This is a genomic window from Paraburkholderia edwinii (assembly GCF_019428685.1).
Classification (GTDB): Bacteria; Pseudomonadota; Gammaproteobacteria; order Burkholderiales; family Burkholderiaceae; genus Paraburkholderia; species Paraburkholderia edwinii.
Genome location: NZ_CP080096.1, coordinates 619851 through 642223, shown reverse-complemented (window position 1 = coordinate 642223; position 22373 = coordinate 619851). Strand labels below are relative to the sequence as shown.

At 60.1% G+C, this 22373-nt stretch carries 22 protein-coding genes; 9 read left to right on the top strand and 13 right to left on the bottom strand.

What is annotated here, in order from left to right; translation table 11 throughout:
* Window positions 1–49 precede the first annotated feature (49 nt).
* The gene (locus KZJ38_RS24550; RefSeq protein ID WP_219802301.1) at window positions 50–859 is read right to left on the bottom strand and encodes a GNAT family N-acetyltransferase; all 810 of its coding nucleotides are present in this window, start codon (window positions 857–859) and stop codon (window positions 50–52) included.
* Window positions 860–1338: 479 nt separating this feature from the next.
* Here KZJ38_RS24550 and KZJ38_RS24545 point away from each other — a divergent pair, with 479 nt between their 5' ends.
* Window positions 1339–2169: an alpha/beta fold hydrolase gene (locus KZJ38_RS24545; RefSeq protein ID WP_219802300.1), complete on the top strand. Its 831-nt coding sequence runs from the start codon at window positions 1339–1341 to the stop codon at window positions 2167–2169.
* A 106-nt stretch (window positions 2170–2275) separates the two neighbouring features.
* Here the strand turns inward: KZJ38_RS24545 and KZJ38_RS24540 are convergent, their stop codons facing one another.
* On the bottom strand, window positions 2276–2590 hold the full coding sequence (locus KZJ38_RS24540; protein WP_219802298.1) for a putative quinol monooxygenase: 315 nt from the start codon (window positions 2588–2590) through the stop codon (window positions 2276–2278).
* A gap of 333 nt (window positions 2591–2923) precedes the next feature.
* On the opposite strand from KZJ38_RS24540, the gene KZJ38_RS24535 reads away from it, so the two are divergent.
* The gene (locus KZJ38_RS24535) at window positions 2924–3838 is read left to right on the top strand and encodes a LysR family transcriptional regulator (RefSeq protein ID WP_219802297.1); all 915 of its coding nucleotides are present in this window, start codon (window positions 2924–2926) and stop codon (window positions 3836–3838) included.
* Window positions 3839–3910: 72 nt separating this feature from the next.
* Here the strand turns inward: KZJ38_RS24535 and KZJ38_RS24530 are convergent, their stop codons facing one another.
* Complete coding sequence (locus KZJ38_RS24530; protein ID WP_219802296.1) at window positions 3911–4537, bottom strand: hypothetical protein; 627 nt, start codon at window positions 4535–4537, stop codon at window positions 3911–3913.
* A gap of 196 nt (window positions 4538–4733) precedes the next feature.
* Between KZJ38_RS24530 and KZJ38_RS24525 the strand changes: the two genes are divergently transcribed.
* A complete protein-coding gene (locus KZJ38_RS24525) occupies window positions 4734–5636 on the top strand; it encodes an alpha/beta hydrolase (RefSeq protein ID WP_219802294.1) in 903 nt (300 codons plus the stop codon).
* A 48-nt stretch (window positions 5637–5684) separates the two neighbouring features.
* On the opposite strand, the gene KZJ38_RS24520 is transcribed toward KZJ38_RS24525, so the two are convergent.
* From KZJ38_RS24520 to KZJ38_RS24505, 4 genes are all read right to left on the bottom strand, one after another.
* The gene (locus KZJ38_RS24520; RefSeq protein WP_219802293.1) at window positions 5685–6395 is read right to left on the bottom strand and encodes an alpha/beta fold hydrolase; all 711 of its coding nucleotides are present in this window, start codon (window positions 6393–6395) and stop codon (window positions 5685–5687) included.
* A gap of 431 nt (window positions 6396–6826) precedes the next feature.
* On the bottom strand, window positions 6827–7624 hold the full coding sequence (locus tag KZJ38_RS24515) for a hypothetical protein (protein WP_219802291.1): 798 nt from the start codon (window positions 7622–7624) through the stop codon (window positions 6827–6829).
* Window positions 7625–7626: 2 nt separating this feature from the next.
* Window positions 7627–8253, bottom strand: a complete 627-nt coding sequence (locus KZJ38_RS24510; protein ID WP_219802289.1) for a PAAR domain-containing protein — start codon at window positions 8251–8253, stop codon at window positions 7627–7629.
* 579 nt (window positions 8254–8832) lie between these two features.
* The gene (locus tag KZJ38_RS24505) at window positions 8833–9558 is read right to left on the bottom strand and encodes a transporter substrate-binding domain-containing protein (protein ID WP_219802288.1); all 726 of its coding nucleotides are present in this window, start codon (window positions 9556–9558) and stop codon (window positions 8833–8835) included.
* A 225-nt stretch (window positions 9559–9783) separates the two neighbouring features.
* Here KZJ38_RS24505 and KZJ38_RS24500 point away from each other — a divergent pair, with 225 nt between their 5' ends.
* From KZJ38_RS24500 to KZJ38_RS24490, 3 genes are all read left to right on the top strand, one after another.
* Window positions 9784–10581: an HpcH/HpaI aldolase family protein gene (locus tag KZJ38_RS24500; protein WP_219802287.1), complete on the top strand. Its 798-nt coding sequence runs from the start codon at window positions 9784–9786 to the stop codon at window positions 10579–10581.
* A gap of 98 nt (window positions 10582–10679) precedes the next feature.
* On the top strand, window positions 10680–11888 hold the full coding sequence (locus tag KZJ38_RS24495) for a pyridoxal-phosphate-dependent aminotransferase family protein (RefSeq protein ID WP_219802286.1): 1209 nt from the start codon (window positions 10680–10682) through the stop codon (window positions 11886–11888).
* A 5-nt stretch (window positions 11889–11893) separates the two neighbouring features.
* Window positions 11894–12862, top strand: coding sequence for a LysR family transcriptional regulator (locus KZJ38_RS24490; protein ID WP_219802284.1), 969 nt, complete (start codon window positions 11894–11896; stop codon window positions 12860–12862).
* Here the strand turns inward: KZJ38_RS24490 and KZJ38_RS24485 are convergent.
* The 5 genes from KZJ38_RS24485 to KZJ38_RS24465 form a co-directional block, all read right to left on the bottom strand.
* The gene (locus tag KZJ38_RS24485; protein ID WP_219802283.1) at window positions 12859–14514 is read right to left on the bottom strand and encodes a thiamine pyrophosphate-binding protein; all 1656 of its coding nucleotides are present in this window, start codon (window positions 14512–14514) and stop codon (window positions 12859–12861) included. The two genes, KZJ38_RS24490 and KZJ38_RS24485, sit on opposite strands and share 4 nt — an antisense overlap.
* Window positions 14507–15748 carry an MFS transporter gene (locus KZJ38_RS24480; RefSeq protein WP_219802281.1) on the bottom strand — a complete coding sequence of 414 codons (1242 nt, stop codon included), beginning with the start codon at window positions 15746–15748 and terminating at the stop codon, window positions 14507–14509. The genes KZJ38_RS24485 and KZJ38_RS24480 overlap by 8 nt, the downstream gene beginning before the upstream one ends.
* Before the next feature lie 305 nt (window positions 15749–16053).
* Window positions 16054–16911: a c-type cytochrome gene (locus KZJ38_RS24475; RefSeq protein WP_219802280.1), complete on the bottom strand. Its 858-nt coding sequence runs from the start codon at window positions 16909–16911 to the stop codon at window positions 16054–16056.
* Between the two features lie 120 nt (window positions 16912–17031).
* Window positions 17032–18024, bottom strand: a complete 993-nt coding sequence (locus KZJ38_RS24470; protein WP_219802279.1) for a Gfo/Idh/MocA family protein — start codon at window positions 18022–18024, stop codon at window positions 17032–17034.
* A 178-nt stretch (window positions 18025–18202) separates the two neighbouring features.
* Complete coding sequence (locus tag KZJ38_RS24465; RefSeq protein ID WP_219802277.1) at window positions 18203–18526, bottom strand: hypothetical protein; 324 nt, start codon at window positions 18524–18526, stop codon at window positions 18203–18205.
* Window positions 18527–18638: 112 nt separating this feature from the next.
* Between KZJ38_RS24465 and KZJ38_RS24460 the strand changes: the two genes are divergently transcribed.
* Both KZJ38_RS24460 and KZJ38_RS24455 read left to right on the top strand, forming a co-directional pair.
* The gene (locus KZJ38_RS24460; RefSeq protein ID WP_219802275.1) at window positions 18639–18938 is read left to right on the top strand and encodes a hypothetical protein; all 300 of its coding nucleotides are present in this window, start codon (window positions 18639–18641) and stop codon (window positions 18936–18938) included.
* Window positions 18939–18997: 59 nt separating this feature from the next.
* Window positions 18998–20251 (top strand): L-dopachrome tautomerase-related protein, encoded by a 1254-nt coding sequence (locus KZJ38_RS24455; RefSeq protein ID WP_219802274.1) that lies wholly within the window; start codon window positions 18998–19000, stop codon window positions 20249–20251.
* Window positions 20252–20284: 33 nt separating this feature from the next.
* On the opposite strand, the gene KZJ38_RS24450 is transcribed toward KZJ38_RS24455, so the two are convergent.
* Entirely contained in the window at window positions 20285–21040 is a 756-nt protein-coding gene (locus KZJ38_RS24450) for a hypothetical protein (RefSeq protein WP_219802273.1), read from the bottom strand.
* Between the two features lie 307 nt (window positions 21041–21347).
* Between KZJ38_RS24450 and gspK the strand changes: the two genes are divergently transcribed.
* Window positions 21348–22355: a type II secretion system minor pseudopilin GspK gene (gene gspK, locus KZJ38_RS24445; RefSeq protein WP_219802272.1), complete on the top strand. Its 1008-nt coding sequence runs from the start codon at window positions 21348–21350 to the stop codon at window positions 22353–22355.
* Window positions 22356–22373: the final 18 nt, after the last annotated feature.

Genomic DNA, 22373 nt, shown 5'->3' with positions numbered 1-22373 from the left:
ATACGGCTGACTAGAAACGTTTCGACGATAATCGACGCTTTTTGCCGGTTCAGGTTGCCGCGAGTCCATACGTGAAAAATCGCGTCGTGCGCTGAAATCCTGCACGAGCACAAAGGGGAAGCCCCGCCGATGGCGTGTGCACAACCGCGCGCGTAACACCGGTTGCTTCATGCGCTTGCTGGAGCGCGTGGCGTACTGTCGCAAGGCCATAGCCTCTGCATCGCGCGTGCGGCACCGTCGCGACTAGCGCAACGTAGAGCCGTCCGCCATTGACGATCGCCGCCGCGGTCGAGACCGCGTGCCCGTTCTCATAACCAATGAAAGCGAATGCCGTGGAGCGCCAGAATCGCGACCCCGCGATGCCTTCGCACCTGGCCTCGGGGCCGAGGGCGTGACTTTGCGCATTGATCTCACCAAAGGTAAGGAGCGCGGCTTCGTCAGTGACGCGCCGGAATTCAAGCGGCGACTCGCCGCGCAGAGTCGGGCCGTAGGGCAGCATGTCGCCGGCCATACCGATGATCTCCATCCTGAACGCGAGTCCGGCATCTTCGACAATCGCGTCAAGATTTTGCCGAGCGGCATCGGTCAGATGGTCCTCGCACAGGTACAAGATACCGCGATGGCGTTTTGCGCGCATATAGGCGGCGGCTTCCCGCAGCCGGCCTTCGACAAGCAGCGAATCCGCGATCGGACTGGTAACGAAGACTGCATTCCAGAACGGAAACCGGCTGCCCGCCCAACACATCGCCAACCCGGGTCGATCAGATAGATCCGCATCGGGCCGGTCGCCGGTCAACACTTTCCACATTGAAATGTACTGAAAGACTGATTCAATAACTTCTGGCTTGCTCGAATGCATTGTTTTCGTTAGTAGAACAGGTTGACGTGACGGTGGCGGACACCGTAAGCCGCGCCGGAAGGAGACTGTCGATCAGAATTCCAGCACGTCGCCTGAGAAAGAGAAACGTATTTTTTCGACGCTTATTCCGCTGTCCTGCACAAAGCCGGTGCGGCCTGTTCCTGTCTGCTTTCACGCGTATTTATGTCGCGTGACGAACACTGTCTGTAACGCAAGACTGATGGAAGGAGACCGATATGTCTGACGTAACGAAGATCGCGTCGTCGTCATGTCGAGTCGAAAAGACGATGAGTTCAACGGGCATTTCCAGACATTGAGTTATAGCGGCCCCAACCTTGAAGGCACATAAATCGGGCTCAATTAGAGACCTTACGTTTTCTTTTTAACTTTTCGTCAATACGCTTTTCAGGCAGAATTTCCGCCGCTCGAATCTGACTTTCGACTTACACATTTTTTTTGCACGCCACGCACATATCGACATGCCATTTATCACCATCGCAGGACAGCAGTTGCACTATCGGATTCAAGGCAGTGGTTTTCCGGTACTGCTCGGACACAGCTATTTGTGGGATTCGGCGATGTGGCAGCCGCAAATCGAGGCGCTGTCACAAAAGTATCAAGTGATCGTGCCCGAGCTGTGGGGCCACGGGCAATCCGGACCGATGCCGGAAGGCACGCGCAACTTCGGCGATCTCGCGGCACAGGCGAGCGAACTGCTGAATGCGCTTCATATCGAACAGTGCGCGGTAATCGGTTTGTCGGTCGGCGGGATGTGGGGATCCGAACTCGCGTTGCGCGAGCCGAACCGCGTGAAGGCACTCGTCATCATGGATGCGGACCGCGGCGCCGAACCTGAGGCGACCTTCGCGCAGTACTCGCAGATGCTCAATACGATCGAATCGCTCGGGCTGATTCCCCCGCCGATGATCGAAGCAATCGCGCCTCTCTATTTCCGTCGCGGCGCGGCGCCCGACAGCGAACTCATCGTGTCGTTCAAGCGTTCGCTTGCCGCGTTTTCGGCGGAACAGCTTCGGCAATCGGTGGTGCCGTTTGGCCGCCTGATCTTCGGCCGGCCCGATGAAGTGGCAAGCCTTTCCGCGCTCAATTCTGAAACAACGCTAGTGATGTGCGGCGAGCACGATATTCCGCGCCCGCCGTCGGAAGCGATTCGCATGGCGGAGGCAATTGGCTGCCGCCACGTGCTGATCCCTGATGCTGGCCATATCTCGTGTCTCGAGAACCCGGCGTTCGTCAATCGCGAGCTGCTTACGTGGCTCGATCAGCACGTTGGGATGGACGCGAAAGCGTGAGCGTAGTGCGCCAAGCGCGCTTACATCTGCGGCACGACAGGGTCTCGCGTCCCTTCAGCTACGGCGCGCGGCCTTGCATCGGCTCACGCTCGTGCTCCTTCTTCGCTTACTTTTCATACGACCGGATCGGGTCGAGCCATTCGAAGCGTCGATCCGCCTTTAGCAGGTCTCTGAGCTTTTTCTCGTACTCGACGCGATAAGTCTTTTTCAAGTGATGCTCCTGAAAATACTGCGGACTGCAAGCCCAGGTTTCGTAGAGCACCAGAGTATCGGGGTCTTCAGCTGAACGATGAAGATAGGTGTTCACGAAATCCGGCTCGCCGGACATTGCGTCGAGTACCTCGAGCAGGCTCGAATACAGCTCCTCGCGAGCTTCGGGCTTGCCCGGCAGATGGACGATAAAAGAGGTTTTCTCACTCACGGTCGGCTCCTGCGTCGAATACGTTAACCACGACATCGGCTAAAAGGCGTCGCGTCATGCGACTTGCGGTGAATTATCTACCGCGTGGTTTCCAATGTCGTGCGACGCCATGCTCGACGATGTTCGGTCTTGTCGAACGTGTGCCGGAGAATCCTGAAGACCTCGAAGGCGACTGCAACGTGCCGGTACGCAGTCGCCCGTAGATCCCACGACGTTCAAGCCGCGCGCTTGCGATGTGGGCTCGGTGCATATCGCGCGAGATGACAAAACGCCCCGATGTGTAGAATCGCTGTTCGTCGCGTTGAGGTCGCATTCGGTATCGGAGCCGCGCATATGAAATCGAGCAGCGAAAATCTGTCTAGCGGGATCGGTGTGTTTGCCGCCGTTGTCGATACGGGAACGTTTGCGGCAGCATCCGAGCTTCTCGACATGTCGCCGCCGGGTGTGAGCCGCGCAATTGCACGCCTCGAAAAGCGGCTGAAAATACGGCTCTTCAACCGCACGACGCGCTCTGTTTCGCTAACGGACGAGGGCCGCCGCTTTTACGAGCAGGTCATGCCCCACCTGCACGGAATGGAAGAGGCCGCAGCAGCGGCAGCGGGAAATGCGGCATCGGTGCGAGGCAAGCTGCGCATTAATCTCGACCCCGTTATGTCGCGCGCCATGCTCGGACCGCAGCTTGATGCGTTTATGGACGCGCATCCGGAGCTCGAGCTCGAATTCATTGCACGCGACCATCTCGGCGATCTGATCGCCGACGGCTTCGACCTTGCATTCCGATTCGGCGAACCGCGCAGCTCAAGCCTCGTCGCGCGCAAGCTGCTCGATACGCCGGTCGTCACGGTCGCGGCGCCGGCATACCTTAAACGCCACGGGCGACCAGCAGACCCACAAGCGCTGAGCGAGCCACGCCACCGATGCCTCGAGTTTCGCAACCCGGAAACCGGCAGACCCTACGCCTGGGAATTCCACCGCAAGCGCAAGCAACTCGTTGTGCCAACGAACGGACGGCTGATCGTCAACGAACCGAGCGCGCTGCTCAGCGCGTGTCTCGCCGGCTTCGGCATTGCGCAGATGCTGCTGCTCGTCGCCGAACCGCTGATCCGCGAAGGCAAGCTGATCAATCTCTTTCCGGACTGGTCGGACGAGCGCTTTCCGCTCTATGCCTACCATCCATCGAGACATCATGTGCCTGCGAAGACGCGCGCCTTTCTTGACTTCGTCGCCGGACTAACGTCGCACCCGTGAATGCAGCGGGCCCGCGCCGAGTCATCGCGGTGTCCGCATGCAATCCGTTAAAACAGCCGTTGAATAACGTATTCATTGAATTCTGTCCGTCACGCGACCGACAAACTTCCAGCCGACATCCGGTATCCAGAAGTAAGCGAAACCGCTCGGGCCATCGATAAACACGGTCATCGGCTGACCGGCTTCCGGTTCCGGTTCGGTTTGCGAAGCAACCGTATATGCTGCGCCGGCAACCTGAGTCGTCGCGCCGCGCGTTGTGCTCGCGCGCCAGCCGTCATTAACTGAATAAGTGAGTTTCATGGTCCTGCCCGCCGGCGGCTGGATAAACACCGTCAGCGGACCGCTTCCACTCACACTTTGTGGACCGCACGGCACGGTCATGCCGCGCGCCACTTCCACAGTCCCGGCTTCCGCAGATTCGGCGGCCGCCACTTCCGGTACTCCAAATGCACCGAATGCCGCGGCAACCCATACGGACACAAACAACGCATCACTTCCGCTCGCATGTTGCATGGTGATGCCCTCCTGAACGACATACGTCGAACGAGTGCGTGCACGCGCGTGCCGATTAAAGTCACGCGCATGCCGTGATAGAAGCGAATAAAGAAATGCGACAGGGCTGCCGCACAAAGGATGCAAAAACAAAGATTCACTGCGTAGTTTAGTTTCCCTTCCGATGTCTGTTAGACGAAGCTTCATGCTTCAAATGAAGAAGGGGTATACCCCCTCAGACGAATGACGCGTTATTGAAAACGCGTATGAAATCGCCACGCACTTCGCTCGCGCGATTCTATAAACGTTGCATCACAAGTGTCCGGCCGCACATTCGAATGCATTGAAGAATGACGGCTTTGCTTTACCATTTCGCCAATGTTCGTCTTTCAGGAGAGCGAAGATGGCTAATCCGCAGATTGAAATCATTCGCGAAATGCTCGCCTCCGCGCCGCGCCCAACCGCGCTTGCAGAACGACGCGCGCGACTGCTCTCGCTCGTCAGTCGCTACACGATTTCATCCAATACGCATATCGAAGCCGTCGACGCCGACGGCGTGCCGGCCGAGTGGACATTGACTCCTGTGGCCGACCCCGGGCGCGTCGTGCTGTTCCTGCATGGTGGCGCGTATATCTCGGGCGGCATCGCCACGCATCGACATCTGGTCGCGGAGATCGGGCGCGTGACGCGGGCCCGTACGCTTGCGCTCGACTACCGTCTCGCGCCCGAGCATCCGTTCCCTGCGGCGCTCGAAGATGCGCTGACCGCATACGGCTTTCTGCTATCGCAAGGCTATATGCCGGGAAATATAGCGCTAGCCGGCGAAAGCGCCGGCGGCGGACTTGCCCTCGCGATCCTTATTTCACTGCGGCAAATGGGCCTGCCGCTTCCATCGTGCGCGTGGTTGAGTTCGCCATGGACCGATCTGGAAATGACCGGCGAATCGATCGAATCGAAAGCGGACGTGGACCCGTTGATACAGAAGCCGTATCTGCTCGAAGCGGCCGCGTTCTATCTGAACGGCGCGGACGCGCACACGCCGCTTGCGTCTCCGTTGTATGGAGATCTAAGCGGTCTTCCGCCGTTGCTGATTCACGTCGGGAGTGCGGAGACGCTGCTCGACGACTCGGTCCGATTGGCGCGCCGTGCGGCGCAAGCGGATGTGCGTGTGACGCTCGATATCTGGCCCGACATGATCCACGCGTGGAGTCTGTTTTATCAGCAGCTCGATGCAGGGCAGCAATCGCTTGTATCGATGGGGGAATTCGTTCAGGCGATGTTCGAGGGCAAGCACAGGCAATCGTAGGTTCGAAGCTCGGCTTCGCAGCTTGGCTTCGTAGCTTGGCTTTGTCGCTCAGGCAAACCTGATCAGCGTATCGACCGTCAGCTCAGTGGCGGTGAGCGGCGCGAAATGATCGGCATTGATCGTCGCTATGCGCGCGCCCGCATTCTGCATGCGTTCCAATGCTTCATCCAGCGCGGCCTGTTGGTGCAGCGTGCAACGCACGTACGCTTTGGGAATTCCGGCAGCATCCGGCGAGACCGCGACAGGGTCGAAAAGCGTGCGCCACGGCTGATTTCTGAGCCGCGGCTTGACGAACTCGACGACGGACGGCTCGGTCAGCTTGAAATGCTCGAGCGGCAAAGGCGGAACCGGCAAGTTGTGGGCGCTGAAGCGTTCCATAAACTGGCGCGTCTTGTCGTTCATGTAATCGATAAACGCCTTGCCATGCTCAGGTACAAACGCGTCGAGATAAATCGCCGATTTGATTCTAGTCAGTGCACGACCCAGCGCACCCGTTACAACCATGCCGCTGTAACTCCAGCCGACCAGCGTCACGTCGCGCAGATCTTCCATCTCCAGATGGGCGATAACGTCTTCGATATGCGTATCGAGGTCTGCCTTATCGCTGCCTGTGTGGCTGCGTTCGCCAAGCCCCGTCAATGTCGGAGACGTTGCATCGTGACCGCGCTTGCGCAGTGCTGCGATCGCGTCTCGCCACGCCCACGATCCACACCAGCCGCCAGGAACGAGCACGAATGTATGGCACTTGATGTCGCTCATGTCTTTTATTGAGCCGAGAGAATGCAGACATCGAATCGTGACACGCACGACTAAGATCTTCGACCGGGTGAGCGAAGCCGGTCCGTGTCATGCGAAAGCCCCACCGAAGCAGGGCTCCGAAACCACAAAAGCGAAGTTGAGATTTATGCTTCGATGGAATTCCGGAGCCTCTCATCTACTTTAATTACTTCAACACCGCGCCAAGACTGAGCGCAGACACAACAAAGATTCCGATTGAAACGTAAAAAAACCATTCTGACCGAATAAATGCCAGTCGGCCGCGCGGGCGATCGTCAGCTTCTTCGTCTCCGAGCCACCACTCAATGGTCGAAATTCGCTCGTTAAAAATGGAAATGAAGAGACAGCATAGCGCGAGAATGCAAACGGCCAATAAGCACCAGATTTCGATTTCTCGAATCACGCTACCTCCATTAATTCCACACAAAACTGTTGAAAAATTGCAACTCCTCTTCATAAACATTGGTAATTACCTGGCCGGCCATACCGCCCAGGTTGCTTCCGATCGCAACAGTTGCGATAGCGCACATTGGTTCTGCGGGTCCGCAGATGAAAGAGACAGCAGCACCGGCGACAGCTCCACCGATCATACTGGCGGCAATGATGTTGCCTTGACGCGCGGCCTCTCGCAATTTGTCTTTCGCGTTGGTGATTTCCCAGACTGCAATGATGCCAGTTACAAGGATCAATACCTTCGCGCGCCTCACGAGTCGTGCAGCCTTGGCAGTTACTTTCGCGTTATCTCGACCTGCCGCCGAAATTACCTCATAGTAAACTGCGCCTCGTTGTTTTTGCGTTAGATCCGCGAACGGTTTCTTGAAATTATCCTGTGCATATTTATCAAGATAGTAATCAAATCCTTTCGCTTTAAGTTTAATCTCTTCGGCTGCCGCAACGCCTTGCGCTGAAGTCCATTTTCGATATTCCAAAAAAAGCTTATCTCGCATTTGATTACAAAATTGCGCGCCTTCCATGGGAGTCATTTCCCCAGTTGACACACGCATCTTCACATCATCCGAAAGCATTTTGATGTGTTTTTGATATTGCTTACGAACCGAATCATCGCTAATCATGTCATAAGCAATTCGATTCGCCACCTCCATGTAACTATCAAAAGCGGATTGAAGGATATCTGCGGAAATCGTATGTTCCTGCTTAGTCTGAAATGGCCCGCTGATGACAGTTGACGGATTGGATTGAGCTTCCGACATACTTACCTCGCGATTGCTGAAAGAAATGCCTCGGTCACAGACCCGGACACACCCGCGCCGTCGCCCGGTAATAGCTCGATGCGGGCACACGGATCGCCGTTGTCAGCGCGTTCAAAACGCACCTTGTTTTTCCCATCGAAAGTCCCGACCGCCTGGCTCCCATCGGCGAAATGCGCCACGCACCGCAGACCCTCAAAGTTTCCCGGCTCCGTTAGCGTGAAACCGATCCAATGATTGACTGCGGGCGCGGGTGTGGCTGAACTTCTCTCTGCGTTTGTGTTTGCGTCTGCGTCGCCGCGGTCATTAATTCTCCAACTCGTGCCATACGTCGCGATAACGCGCGGATGGTTTGCGCATTTACAAAGCACGACATCGCCACCGACCGCCTGACGACGACCGCCGTTCACCCGGTCAACCAGGCGATGCCGGTCACCCAGACCTGCGCCATACGTGATAACGCCGAAGCTATCGCAAGCGGGGCAATATGCCTTATCGCCGATGAATGCCAGGCTGCGGCGCTTGCCGTCGTCGCCCTGGACGGTCCCGCAAGGCAAAGCGGAAAAAACGCGGCTACCCTTGCCGCTCGTTAGCGGGTCGTCTTCGACCACTGCGTAGTAGATTCCCGGCATGCTTTACCCTTGATTGCTAATAGAAGAAATTCGGTTACTGAGCCTGCGGCGCTCGCGTTGTCACCAGGGAGTAACTCAACATGCGAATGCGCGGTGCCGTTGCCTTTCCGCGTGTGGCCGTTGCCTCGTCGTAACACGATAGAAATGCGCGTAGCGGCTCTGTTACTGGCTCAAGATTGCTACGCCATGCTCATCAATCAGGGAAAAAAACTGCAAACGGCTTTTCCGACATTTGCAGTGGTCCCTAAAAGGCGCCAGCGGCACACGTTGACAAAGGCAGTTGACGCATCCGCCTACATCTTGAGCACGCCATCGTTGTCGATGGTCCAGATCGTGTCAATCGCCTTCGGGAAGAGAAGCCCAGCACATGAGGTCGCTCATGCGGCAGTTCGCCTGACTGGAATGGGCTTGCCGAGCGTAACGGCATTCGCGCGACGGCGCGAATATTGTCAAAACTTTGTTAAATCCAGCGCTGTCTCAACGACGAGAGGAGCGCTGATAGCGATTCGCGCTAGCGCGCCTCGTCGTCAGGACGGTTCTATCCTGGTACGTCACCCTCGACACATTGAAGAGCCGTGGCTATCCCAACACCGGATCAATCTCTCGCTCACTTAAACCGAATCGCGCCATGCATCGCCGATGCTCAGCCGAACCGAGATAAACCCGCAGTTGCCTGTTCACCGCATCGACTAACGCGCGATTACCCTTTCCGAATGAAAACGCACCGACTGGCGCCTGTTTATCGACACCCGTGCCCGATTCATGCGCGACCGCTTCAACCCGCGCAAGACCCAAACGCTCCGCGACAATCCGGTTGCCGAGCGCAGTGCTTGCATACGCATCGATCTCACCCGCCTCAACCGCTGCGATTGCCTGCGCCTGTTCCCTGAAAAGCAGAATCTGCTCGTCGCGCACACCTTTAGCCCGCGCGGACACATGCTGAACCTGGCCGACTATCACACCAAGCCGCGCGTCGGCATGCCGCGCCACGGACTCGTAGCTATTCAATGCCTTCGGATTGCCGCTGCGCACGAGAAAACCATCGCCGATCGCCCATACCGGCACGCTGAACTCCACTTTTGCCGTACGTTCGGGCGTCACGAACAAGGGAACATTCATGTCCCAACGCCCGCTTTGAACGCCGGGCAGCAGTTCGGCAAAAGTCGTCAGCCGATGTTCGACATGCCTGACACCGATCGCTCGCAAAACCGAGTCCGCCAGTTCGATATCGGCGCCTGTCGCCGATCGATCCGCGTGGGTCCAGCCAAACGGCGGCTCTTCGATATAGGCAATAACGACCTTCACGGCGACCCTCCCGAATCGTTGTTACCACTCAGATAGCAGTACGTAAGCCCGAATCCCGCTTGCGGTGCGCCTACACACGTCCTCTGCGTGCATGGGCGCGGACTATTTTCCCCGACTCGCGTGTTAACAGAGATAGCCCCGCGAAAGATAACCCGCGCGGCGCGACCTACGCGACCCGTCCGACCCCGAACCTCATTCAAGTGTTCAAGTAAGAGGAGCTACACGATGCAAAAGAGCCCGTCTAACCCGTCCGCTTACCTATCCAACCCGCTGCAAAAGCCCGAAGGCGTAACGCTAGGAATCGGTGTCACGTCACCGTCGCCCGAACTGGTGCAAATGTTCGCGCGTGCCGGTTTCGATTACGTGCTGATCGATATGGAACATGGCCCGATCTCGATCGAAACCGCTTACAGAATGGTCACCGCGACCATCGGCACGCCAGCTGAAGCGTGGATTCGCGTCACGCACAACGACGCCGCGCAGATCAAGCTCGCGCTCGATAGCGGCGCAAAAGCCATTATCGTGCCGATGATCACCTGCCTCAAAGACGCCGAAGACGCGGTGTCCTACGCGAAATATCCGCCGCAAGGCATTCGCGGCTGGGGACCGTTTCGCACGCAATATCAGTGGCAAACCAATATGCTCGACTACGCAAAGCGTGCGAATGCGGAAACCAGCCTGTACGTGCTAATCGAACATCCGGGCGCGGTACGCGACCTCGACGCGATTCTCGATCTCGAAGGCGTGGCCGGCGCGATTCCCGCGCCCTTCGATCTCTCCGTGAATATGGGCTTTAGCGACGGCCCGAACCATCCGGAAGTGCGCAAAACGATCGAAGAAGTGATGCGTAAAATCAAGGCGAAACGCCCGCGCCTGACTTCTTTTGCGATCACGCCCGAGCAGGCCGCCGAAGCCCTGCGCCTTGGCGTCAACGACCTGTTTCTCGGTTTCGATCCGATGTATGTTCAGGCATCGGTACAATTGTTCATGGCCACGCTCGCTAAAATGCGCAGCGAAGCCTGAATCCGGCGGCGAACCCTCGCGCCGCGCCGCCGGGTTCGCCGTGCTGCAGCATGCTCATGCGCGCGTCAACCTCGTCAAAAACAGATCCGATTCGCGCCATGAACCCGAATCTCCCCACGACAGCCGGCATCAAACTTCTGCACACCCCAGGGCCCACGCACGTGCCCGACCTCGTGCGCAACGCAATGAGCGCACAGCCATTCGATCTGAATGATCCGCGCCTCACCGCCGTTATCGAAAACTGCGAACGCGGCCTGCAAAGGCTGCTCAACACGCAGCACGCGAACGTCATGATGTACACCGCGAACGGCCACGGCGCGTGGGAAGCCGCGATCGTCAACCTGCTGCCGCCCGGCGGCAAGGTACTGGTCGCCGGCAGCGGGCATTTCAGCGAAACGTGGGCCCAGGCCGCGGAAGGCTGCGGCGCGCATGCGATCCGCACCGAAGCGCGCGCCGGCTCGCCGATCGATCCCGGCCTCGTCGAAGCCGCACTGCGCGCGGACAAAGCGCATGAAATCGTCGCGGTGTTCGCTGTACAGACCGATACATCGACCGGCGTCACGAGCGATATCCATGCGGTGCGCCAGGCAATCGACCGCGCACAGCATCCGGCGCTGTTCGTGGTCGACGTGGTCGCGTCGCTTGCCGCGACGCGGTTTGAGATGGACGCATGGGGCGTCAACGTCGCGATCGGCGCATCGCAAAAGGCATTAATGCTGCCGCCGGGCATGTCTTTTACCGCCGTCGACGAAAAGGCGCTGAGCGCCGCGCGCAACAACCCGACGCCGCGCGTGTACTGGGACTGGAATTTACGCAAGAGCCCGATCGGCTACCGTAAATTCTGCGGCACGCCGCCCGAGAGCCACCTGATGGGCCTCGAGGTATCGCTGCAACTGATCGAGCGCGAAGGCCATGAAGCGGTATTTGCGCGGCACCTGCGCATCTCGCGCGCGGTCCACGCGGCCGTCGAACGATGGGGCGAGCACGGCGCGCTGTGGCTCATGACAAAAGACCCGGCCGCGCGCTCCACATCGATCACCGCGATCGGCGTGCGTGAAGGCATCGACCCGACCGAGATCTACACGCTCGCGCGCGAACGTTTTCACGTCGCGCTCGCCGGCGGCCTCGGACCGCACAGCGGCAAGGTCTTTCGTATCGGGCACCTCGGCGACATCAACGAGGCGATGATTCTCGGCTGCCTAGCCGGCGTCGAGGCGACGCTGCGTCTTATGAACGTGCCGATCGGCGATGGCGCGCTCGAACGCGCGGTCGCGGTGCTCAACGCGCATATGCCGCCGGTGCGGTGACGCGCGTGAATTCCGACGACCTTGAACTGTTTGCACGCGTCGCCCGAACGGGCAGCATTTCCCGCGCGGCGATGGAGCTCGGCGCCAACCAGTCGACGGTGAGCCGCCGCATCGGCATGCTCGAAACGGAGCTTGGCGTACGGCTCTTTCGACGCAGCGGCCGCGGCGTCTGGCTGACCGAACATGGCGAGCAGCTGCTCGGCTATGCAACGGCCCTCGAACGCACGCTGCACGAAGCACGCGATGCGATGCGCAGCACCGTCGGCCTCGGCCCGGCGAGCCTGTGCATCGCCGCGCAGCCGACCATCGCGCGCATCATGTTCGGCAGCCTCGGCCATACGCTCAAAGCGCGCTATCCGAACACGCGTGTGCGTTTTATCGAAGGCCTCGCGAGCCATATTCTGGGCTGGCTCGCCGACGGCGAAGTCGATCTCGCGATCATGTACGTGCCCGAGTATCCGGGCTCGACGCAGTTCGATCTGCTGATGTCGGAGCAGGTTTGCCTCGTCACGCCGCCCGATTTCGCGCAGCCGGAAGGCCCGGTCGACGTGCATATTCTTGCGAAAGTGCCGCTCATTTTGCCGAGCACGCATCACGGTTTGCGCGTGATGGTCGAAACGGTCGCGGCAAAGCACGGCTTTACGCCGGACATTGCGCTCGAATGCGACGGCTCGATTTCGATCACCAAGCGGCTCGTGCTCGCGAATTGCGGATGCACGGTGTTGCCTTCCGCATCGGTGACCGAGGAAGTCGCGGCGAAACGGCTCAAGTGCTATCCGCTGCAAAACCCGGTAATCAAGCGCGACGTCGCGCTCGCGTGGCCGCAGAATCGCGTCATGCCGGAGGGGCTATGGGACGTCGCGCATCTGATTCGCGCGCAGGCTGCGGAGCTGGTGAACAGCGGCGCGTGGCCGGGCACCACGTTGAATGAAGGTGCCGGCGCGCGGGATGCGCGCCGGACTCAGGCGGGCTAAGCAGGCAACCGCGCAACCGGCGTAATCTGACGCGGATCCGTACGCAGCTCGATCAACGCCGCCACGCCCGCACGCTGCGCGCGCTCGAACGCAGCCGGAAAATCCTCGGTCCGCTCGACGCATTCCGCATGGGCGCCAAAAGCCTTCGCAAACGCAACGAAATCCGGATTGACGAGATCCGTTGACGACACGCGCCCCGGATATTCGCGCTCCTGATGCATGCGAATCGTAGCGAGCATGCTGTTATTCACGACGATCACGACAAGCGGTGCGCCGAACTGCATGGCCGTCGCGAGCTCTTGCGGATACATCATGAAGCAGCCGTCGCCGGCGAACGCGACCACCGTGCGCGCGGGGTTCTGCAGCTTCGCCGCGATCGCAGCAGGAAAGCCGTAGCCCATCGCGCCGTTAGTCGGCGCCAGTTCGGTAGCCGGCCGCCGATAGCGGTAAAAGCGATGCACCCACACCGTGTAATTGCCGGCGCCGTTCGCGATCACCGCATCGTCAGGCAACACATCGTTCAGATGCGCGACCACCTGCGCAAGATCGACGCCCTTGATGTCGGCATTCGGTTGCGGCGTCGAATGCGCGACATAGTCGGTGCGCGCCGCTTCGGTCCATGCGCGCCACGGCGCAACAACGGCTGGCAGCTTGTCGAGCGCATGCGCGAACTCGCGCATGCCGGCATTGATCGGCAAACGGGCCTGAAACGTGCGCCCCAATTCCTGCGGGTCCGGATGCACATGAACGAGCGTCTGCACCGGCGCCGGGCTTTGCACGACCGTGTAACCCGACGACGTCGTCTCCGCAAGCCGCGAACCCACCACGAGCAGCAGGTCTGCTTCGCGCGCCCGCTCGGCGAGCTTCGGCGACACACCAAGCCCAAGCTGCCCGACATAATGTGGATCGCGATTGTCGAACAGATCCTGACGACGGAACGACGCCGCCACCGGCAAATTATTCGCAACGATAAAGCGCTTGAACGCCGCGCTTGCTTCGTCATCCCAACCGGTGCCGCCCAACACGACGAGCGGCCGTTGCGCGGCGGCGAGCAGCGCGTGCAGTTCATTCATCGCATCGACAGCCGGCGCGGCCTGCGTCACACGCGCAGCAGGCGCGTCGCTCACCGCGCCCTTACCGAACAGCACATCTTCGGGCAAGGCAACCACAACCGGCCCCGGCCGCCCCGACATCGCAACGCTAAACGCCTTCGCCACAATTTCGGGAATCCGTTCGAGGCTGTCGATTTCGGTCACCCATTTCGCGAGCCCGCCGAACATCTGCCGATAGTCGACTTCCTGAAACCCGCCGCGTCCGATAAAGCCGCTCTCGATCTGGCCGACGAACAGGATCATCGGCGTCGAATCTTCGCGCGCCGTATGCACGCCGTTGCTCGCATGCGTCGCACCGGGCCCGCGCGTGACGAAGCAGATACCGGGGCGGCCCGTCAGCTTGCCGTACGCATCGGCCATATTCGACGCAGCGCCCTCATGGCGCGTGACGATCGTGCGCACACCATGCGCGTCGTGCAGCGCGTCGAGCACCGGCAGGTAGCTCTCGCCGGGCACGCAATAGACGGTGTCCACGCCGTTGCGAACGAGCGCATCGACAAGAATCTTGCCGCCGTTGCGCGGGAGTGCGGTGTCAGACATGAACTTCAAGCTCCTGGTTACGGGTTTCCGGAAGGAAGATAGCGACGATAAAAACGAGCACATACGATGCGGCCGCCCACGCGCCGATCGACGGCGCGAGCCCGAGCGACGCACTCGTCATGCCGACCGCGGCCGGCACGAGCGAACCGATGCCGCGGCCGAAGTTATACGAGAAGCCGCCCGCGGTCGCGCGAATATGCGTGGGAAAGAGTTCGGTAAAACACGCGCCCATGCCGGACACGATGCCCGACTGGAAAAGCCCAAGCGGAAAGCCGAGCACGAGCAGCACGGACATCGGCAATTGCAGGCGCGTATAAGCGAGCACGGTTAGCGTGGCGCCCGCGGCGGACAGTGCGAATGTCGTGCGGCGTCCGATACCGTCGCTCAAATGTGCCATGCCGATATAGCCGCAGAACGAGCCGAAGATGTTCACGGCGAGATACATCGTCGTCAGGTTCACGGTGAGGCTTTGCGTTTCGCGCAGATAGGTCACGAGCCACGTCAGAATCGTGTAATTGCCGCCGAGCGCGCCCGCCGCCATTAACGAGGCGAGCAGCGTGCGCGTAAACATGCCTGGCGCGAAGATCAGCCCGAACGTGCTCATCGTGCCGCTCTTTGCGCGGTATTTCGCGGTCGCCTCGAAGGCTTCCGATTCGTTGATATTCCGGCGCATCCACAGCACGAGCAGACCCGGTGCGAGGCCAAGCAGAAACAGCACGCGCCAGGCAAGATGTTCGGGCAGCACGCTATAGAGCACCCAGAACGCAAGCGCCGCAAGCGCATAACCGACTGGCCAGCCGCTTTGCACCGAACCGACCGCGCGACCGCGAATGCGCTTGTCGACCACCTCGCCAATCAGAATTGCACCGGCCGCCCATTCGCCGCCAAAGCCGATGCCTTGCAAACTGCGTGTGAACAAAAGCTCGTGAAAGCTATTCGTGAATGCGGACAAACCGGTGAACAACGAGAACCACAGAATAGCGATCTTCAGCACACGCACGCGCCCAATACGGTCAGCGAGCAAACCGGCGATCACGCCGCCGACCGCCGATGCGACAAGCGCCGATGTGCCGATCACACCCGCTTGCGCCTTGGTCATGCCCCACGTGGCGAGCAGCGTCGGGATCACGAAGGCAAACAGCTGGACGTCCATCGCATCGAGCACCCAACCCAGAAAGCACGCCCAGAAAGTGCGGCGCTGGGCAGGCGCCATCGTGCTGTACCACGGCTGCATTGCATATCTCCGTTGCAAAACTGGTTGCTTGTTGTTATGTCTGGCCTCCAGACGGCGCGCGTTCGCAGTCGCGTGCATTCCATGTTCGGGTGCTTCCCGCTCGTGCCGCGAACGCTTTAAGGTGCTCGAAAGTATGCCGGTGAATGCCATTCGTGCTCATGGCGTGCCATGCATACCAGCTTTGGCACCTATGCAATTTACACGAGGAGAGCGTGACGACGCGCGCGACACGGCGCCCTTGCGGGCGCCGGTTCATCGCGTCGAGTGAGGTGATCGAAAGGAAAGAGGGAGAAGCGAGCGTGCGCTTACTGCTTCGCGCTCGCCATGGCGTGCAGGTACTTCAGCAGCGCTTCGATATCGGCATCGGAGATGACGGAAGGCCCAAAGCCGATCATGCGCTGCTCGGGCCACGTGCGGACCTTGTGCGGATCGCGAATCAGCGCGCGCAGCCCGGCGTCCTTGAAATACTGCGTGACGTTCATCGGCTGGCCGAGATCGGGGCCGACGTTGCCACTGCCGCCGCCATTCATCTTGTGACAGGCAATGCACTGCACGGCGAACACATCGTGACCGCGCCTGACGCCCGCATCGCCGGCAAACTTCGCGGGCACGGCCAGCTGCGGCCAGCGATGATCAGGGCTTTCGACGAGCGAAATGCGCGCGACCTTGTACGGCCATTGCTCGCGGCTCACGCCCGAGCGCTCCGGGAATTGCCAGATCAGATAGAACGGCCCCGCGGTCGTCGTGTCTTTCGGCAACGCGGGCCACGGGTGCGCGGGGTCTTCCACCGCGAGCCATGCCACGGCGCCGTTCTTCGCACCGCGTTCGACGAGCGTCAATGGAATCTCGCTGACGAAACCGTCGGTCGCCTGCAATTCGACGGTATCGAAGTGCGCATCGGGACGATTGCCGAGCAAGGCAAGCAGCGGCACCGCGCGATATTCGACCTTGTGATGATAAATGTCGCCGCTTACGGTGCCGGTCAGGTTCACGCTTTTGTTGTCTGGCCTTGCGAGCAATTCACTAGCGGTGAAGCTGTGTTCGCTATCGCCGCTCTTCACGACAAGCGTGGCGGCAGGCGCGTCGGCAAACGCCTGCGTGCCGACACTAAGGCTCGCACAACACAGCGCGAATGCGGCCGCGATCTTCACTATGTTTTTCATGGCATGAGTTGGGCACATCGATCGCATTGAACTGCGGAGGTTGACCATGCGCGCACAGGCGCACGCACGTCACGTCGCGAGCAGCGCAAACAGGCCCGCCCGCAACACTAAAGCACTAACTTAGCTGGCCGCAAGCACCGGATCAAGCACAACACGCTCGCCTGTCGCCGCGGACTGCACGATCGCCTCGCAGACGGCAACGACATGGTACGCATCATCGAGCGGAACCGGAAACGGCGCGTGGCCTGTCACGGCATCGGCGAACGCTTCGAGCTCCATGCGTTCGATATCGACGGGCGCGTAGTCGAACACTTGCGCAGGCGAATCGTTGCGCCGCGTCACCTCGAGCCGCGCGATGCCGCGCAATTCCGCATGTGCCGCGGAACCGAACGCGTGCAGGCGCCAGATCATCGGCGTCGCGAGCATCGTCGAAAGCGAAGCGCTGGCGCCGCAAGCGAACTCGATCAGCACCGCCGTCACGTCGTCGATTTCGCGGATCATCCGGCTCGACGAAACGGCCACCACGCTATGCACGGGCCCAAGCATTTCGATCATCGAGTCGATCATATGGATGCCAAGACCCATAAGCCCGCCGCATGGCACTTCCGAAGGATCGAGACGCCATGATCCTTCCGGATAAAAGCCGATCGCATTGGCCGAATAGTTCGCCTCGACGTGCAGCAGCGTGCCGAGATCGCCCGACTTCGCGCGAGACATCAGATCGCGCACGGCCGGCAGAAAGCGGCGATTCATGCCAACCGCGAGCACGACGCCGGCCGCTTCCGCCGCATCGATGCAACGCGCGGCCGACGCGCGATCGAGCGTGAACGGCTTTTCGCAAAGCACGTGTTTTCCGGCAGCCACGGCCGCGAGCACCTGCCGCGCGTGCAGACTGTGCGGCGTCGCGAGCACGACCGCGTCGATCGCGGGATTCGAGATCACGTCGTCGTAGTGATTCGTGAGCGGAATGCCATGACTATCGGCGAATTCCTGCGCCCGGCCGACGCGCCGCGTCACACCGGCAACGAACTGGATCTTGCTGCTTCCCTGAAGCGACAACGCAAGCCGTTGTCCCCATCTGCCCATGCCTACGATCGCCGCGCGAACCGTCATTCGCGCCTCCTGGCATGCTCATTCGTGTTTTGATTGTTCAGCGTGGGCATCGATCGGTCCTCTTGCGTTCGCGTGCGGACGAGGCTGCCCCGTCCGGCCTTCATTTAAACGCTTGGTGTCGATGTTTATTCCGACGCAAGCGCGTGAGCGGCAGAGAACAGAATGTCGATGCAATGGCTTATTGAAGCTTGCCTTGGCCGTCTTCGCAGCCTCGAACGGCGGTCACGATCGCTTCCTCGCTGCCGGAGAACGCATCGACGACGGCATAGATACCACCCGCATGGTCGCCCGCGACACCGGTATCGATACGCCCATCCCACACCTGGTCGCGCAGCGACATCTCCGACGACGCTTCAATACGGGCTGCACGCTCTTCGTGCCAGAGCGCCGCGCCACCGGCAACCACGAGCACGATCGCAACGGCCGCGCCGCCTGCAAGCAAACGCTGAATAAGAGTTTTGCCCTTCTGCCGCAAAACCGGACTGACTTGATAGATCCACATTTCCCGACTCCACTGCAACGCAATTGACTGACAGGCGACGCGCCCGTGGCCATGCATTTGCAAAAAACGGGCGAAGTGTTGCTGATTTCAAGCAACGCGTTGTGCAGTGGGCGTGAGCGGCAAGGTGTCGGAATTCAACAGACGTGACGGCGAGTCACAAACAGTTTTGCATGCAACAACAGTTCGCGGCGAAGTGTTGGCGCGCCGCATACAGCGGAACGTCCGGTGCAGGCGCGCCGCGCCGTACGCGCCTTTTCATTTTCACCGGGTACTGCGGCGCAATGACGAAGCATGCATCTGCGACAAGGTGGAACGCGGCGAACTGTTTCAATCGGGTTTCGAGCGCGTTGTGCGCATGGGCATTTGCATGCAACGCAATCAATCGCGTATTGAACCCTTCGCATGCGCTTAAGGCATGAACGCTGAAGCACGAACACGGACGCGAATGAACCCGCATCGAGGAGGTGCAGCATGACCTTCGACAGATATGCAGCCGCACACGTAGCGGTAGCCGCAGTTGTGGCTGTCATCGCCCTTCTTTCCGCCGCGTTGCCGGGCGTCGCGCACGCGCAAACGAACGGGCAAACCAACGGACAAACCGTGGCGCACGACGAAGGCGCATCGCTGCCGGAGGAACGCTCGATCGGCCATATCGAGCCCGTCCACGAGTTCTATGGCGCGATGCCGTCCGGTGTCGCGAAAGCGCCAAACGGGCGGTTGTTCGTCAACTATCCCCGCTGGGGCGACGACGTGCCGTTCACGGTCGGCGAGATTGTCGACGGGCGCGTCGTGCCTTATCCCAATGCGCAGATCAATCGGCCCGACCCGATGCATCCCGCAGCGACGCTGCTCAGCGTGCAGAACGTCGTCGCCGATTATCGCAACCGTCTGTGGATACTCGATACCGCCGCGCCGAAATTTGCGCCGCCTGTGCAAGGCGGCGCAAAACTGATCGCCGTCGATCTCGCCACCAACAAGGTGGTGAAGACAATCGTCTTCAAGCCGAAGGTGCTGCTGCCGCAGTCGTATATCGACGATGTGCGCTTCGATTTCCGCTACGGCAAGGAAGGCGTCGCGTATCTGTCCGATTCTTCGCCGGCGGGTCCGGGTGGCATTATCGTCGTCGATCTCGCGAGCGGCGACGCATGGCGAACCCTGGAAGCGCATCCGGCCACCCAGGGCGACCCGGCGTTTGTCCCCGTAGTGGAAGGCATCGAAATGACCGAGGACGGTCCCAATGGCACGCCGCAACCGGTCCATTTCGCCGCGGACGGTCTCGCGTTATCGGCGGACGGCAACATTCTCTATTTCTCGCCGCTGTCGAGCCGCCATCTGTATTCGGTCGCGACAAGATTTTTGCGCGATCGCGACGCTGACGATGGCGAAGTCGAAGCAAGCGTGCGCGACTTAGGCGAAAAAGGCGCCTCGGACGGGCTTGCTTCCGATGCCAACGGCGCGGTCTATGCGGGAGACTATGAGCGCAACAGCATCCGTAAGATGCTGCCCGACGGCACATGGGTAACGATCGCGCACGACCCGCGCATTCTGTGGCCCGATGCGCTGTCGATCGGCACCGACGGTTACCTGTATTTCACGGCGAATCAGCTGAACCGCCAGGCGCAGTTCAATCACGGCCGCGATCTGCGCAAGAAGCCTTATACGCTGTTTCGCATCAAGATCAATGCGCAGCCTTTGGAATTGAAGCCACAAGCTTTAAGCGAATAGCGCCCGCCTTTTCACTCATGCTGCACGCTTGCTTCACTCTTCCTGAACGGCCTTATCGTTTTCCAGAAACTGTTCGAACGTGCGCATCTCGGCACGCCCTACGCCGCGCGAAGTGATGTCCGCAATACGCTCGACACGCTCGATTCTTTCCCACCGGATAATTTCCGAGCTGGTCGGAAACGGCGTGCGCACCGCATCGCGATAGATCACGCGATACAAACGCGCCTCAGGCGCACCGCTGCGCCATAAATCGTTTGCCGACCGGATACGCCCATCGAACCAGAAGCGCGTCCACGTCGTCACGTCGCCCTTCCGATGCTCGGCCATAAACCCCGCAAGCACGAGCAGCACATAAGGCAGATCGCGCTGATCCAGCAGCGGATAGGCCCACAGGTTCATCACATCCGCGTATTTGACGAGCGCGGTAAAGCGTTCAAGCGTCAGCGCCGGCGCCGTATGCCTTGCGATGCGGAAATGCCGCTTCCAGTTGAACAGAAACTGCGCCCGATGCGCGCGCGCCGCATGCGGATCGGGCACATGCGTACCGATCTGGAAGCGCTCGAGTTGATAGTTCGTGGTGGTCAACGGACAGCGCGCGGTGTCTTCTTCGCTGCGATGCTTGTAATAGCGATGTCCGCGCCGCTGATGATGTGTCGGCACCAACACACCCGCGCAAAGCGGACAGCGCAACGTGCCGCCGTCTGCGTCGTCGATAGCACCGCCTTCGCGAAGGCCATACGCTTCGATATAGCGTTCATCGAGCGGATGAAGCTCATTGTCCACGGTCATGACGCGCTGACGAAAAAGAACAGGTCCTCGAAAGCGAAGCGGGGATCGCTAGTTATCCGGAATGAAGGTCGGCAAACAGGCGCTTTCAGTTGCGCTTGAGTTCTTGCATACAGCCCTGCGTATAGCCTGTTTGTCGCGACATCATAACGGCCTAAGGTGTCATTTTTTTGCGAATTGTTCCGTAGCATTTTGTCAGCAACATTTGTCACGCTAAAGCAAAACAGCAGCCTCTATCATCTGTAACGCAAGTCTGCTTTTGGTTTTTCATAGCGGCATTCATCAAGCATCCGATCGAACGGAGCCGGCGATGCATCGATTGACCCCAGTCGTTCCCAGGCGCACGCATAAGCAATCACGTAACCGCGAACGCGGCATCGCCATCGTCACGGTGCTGCTCGTGGTCGCGCTCGCAGCAACGCTTGCGGCAAGCGTGCTATGGCGCCAGCGCGTCGCAACACGCGACGTCGAGAACCAGCGTCTTGCGACCGAAACGATGTGGGTCGAACGCGCCGCCGTCGAATGGGCGCGCGCAACGCTGCGTGCGCAAAGCTCGACGTCAAACGTGGCATTTATCGGCCAGGAATGGTCGGCGCCCGTCAACGATGTGCAGCTGTCGAATCTGCTGCCGCGCGATGCGATCGCGGTCAACGGCGAACTCGCGAACGCATGGATCTCCGGCCAGGTCGAAGACGCGCAAGCGAAGTTCAATCTCGCCGACCTCGTTTCGCGGCCCGCGCCCTCGCAGCCGTGGCGCATCGACGCGAGCGGTCTTGCCGCGTATAACCGGCTGCTTACCACGCTGTCGCTCGACCCGGCTCTTGCGCAGCCCACCGCCGACTACATCCTGCGTTCGCTGCGCGACGGCACCGGCACCGAGAACTGGCCGCTGCAACTCGTCTCGGCGGCGGACCTGCGTCGCATTCCAGGTTACGACGCAGGCACCGTCCGGGCGTTGACACCGTTCGTCACAGTGCTGCCCGACATCACAAGAATCAACGTCAACACGGCGCCCGAACAAACGATCGTGGCCGCGATTCCCGGCATCACCGCGGCTCAGGCGCACTCGATCGTCGAGCGTCGCAACACCGCTTACTTTGTCAGCACCGCCGAAATCCCGGTGCTGCTGGCCCCTCAACAATCAACCGCCACGCTCGCGGAAGGCTCGCTGATCGACGTGAACAGCGGCTATTTCATCGTGCACTGCCGGATCCACTCAGCGCGTATCAACACGCGTATCGATACGCTGATCGCGCGCTACGGCATCGGCGATTTCGCATGGACCTCGGTCATCTGGGTGCACCGCGTGACTACGTAAGCCCGGACGTAACCCCGA

What these genes read in the sequence shown, in the direction of transcription:
- KZJ38_RS24550 (WP_219802301.1), bottom strand. Translation starts at nt 859, where the DNA reads ATGCATTCGAGCAAGCCAGAAGTTATTGAATCAGTCTTTCAGTACATT.
- KZJ38_RS24545 (WP_219802300.1), top strand. Translation starts at nt 1,339, where the DNA reads ATGCCATTTATCACCATCGCAGGACAGCAGTTGCACTATCGGATTCAA.
- KZJ38_RS24535 (WP_219802297.1), top strand. Translation starts at nt 2,924, where the DNA reads ATGAAATCGAGCAGCGAAAATCTGTCTAGCGGGATCGGTGTGTTTGCC.
- KZJ38_RS24530 (WP_219802296.1), bottom strand. Translation starts at nt 4,537, where the DNA reads ATGAAGCTTCGTCTAACAGACATCGGAAGGGAAACTAAACTACGCAGT.
- KZJ38_RS24525 (WP_219802294.1), top strand. Translation starts at nt 4,734, where the DNA reads ATGGCTAATCCGCAGATTGAAATCATTCGCGAAATGCTCGCCTCCGCG.
- KZJ38_RS24520 (WP_219802293.1), bottom strand. Translation starts at nt 6,395, where the DNA reads ATGAGCGACATCAAGTGCCATACATTCGTGCTCGTTCCTGGCGGCTGG.
- KZJ38_RS24515 (WP_219802291.1), bottom strand. Translation starts at nt 7,624, where the DNA reads ATGTCGGAAGCTCAATCCAATCCGTCAACTGTCATCAGCGGGCCATTT.
- KZJ38_RS24510 (WP_219802289.1), bottom strand. Translation starts at nt 8,253, where the DNA reads ATGCCGGGAATCTACTACGCAGTGGTCGAAGACGACCCGCTAACGAGC.
- KZJ38_RS24500 (WP_219802287.1), top strand. Translation starts at nt 9,784, where the DNA reads ATGCAAAAGAGCCCGTCTAACCCGTCCGCTTACCTATCCAACCCGCTG.
- KZJ38_RS24495 (WP_219802286.1), top strand. Translation starts at nt 10,680, where the DNA reads ATGAACCCGAATCTCCCCACGACAGCCGGCATCAAACTTCTGCACACC.
- KZJ38_RS24485 (WP_219802283.1), bottom strand. Translation starts at nt 14,514, where the DNA reads ATGTCTGACACCGCACTCCCGCGCAACGGCGGCAAGATTCTTGTCGAT.
- KZJ38_RS24480 (WP_219802281.1), bottom strand. Translation starts at nt 15,748, where the DNA reads ATGCAGCCGTGGTACAGCACGATGGCGCCTGCCCAGCGCCGCACTTTC.
- KZJ38_RS24475 (WP_219802280.1), bottom strand. Translation starts at nt 16,911, where the DNA reads ATGAAAAACATAGTGAAGATCGCGGCCGCATTCGCGCTGTGTTGTGCG.
- KZJ38_RS24470 (WP_219802279.1), bottom strand. Translation starts at nt 18,024, where the DNA reads ATGACGGTTCGCGCGGCGATCGTAGGCATGGGCAGATGGGGACAACGG.
- KZJ38_RS24465 (WP_219802277.1), bottom strand. Translation starts at nt 18,526, where the DNA reads ATGTGGATCTATCAAGTCAGTCCGGTTTTGCGGCAGAAGGGCAAAACT.
- KZJ38_RS24455 (WP_219802274.1), top strand. Translation starts at nt 18,998, where the DNA reads ATGACCTTCGACAGATATGCAGCCGCACACGTAGCGGTAGCCGCAGTT.
- KZJ38_RS24450 (WP_219802273.1), bottom strand. Translation starts at nt 21,040, where the DNA reads ATGACCGTGGACAATGAGCTTCATCCGCTCGATGAACGCTATATCGAA.
- gspK (WP_219802272.1), top strand. Translation starts at nt 21,348, where the DNA reads ATGCATCGATTGACCCCAGTCGTTCCCAGGCGCACGCATAAGCAATCA.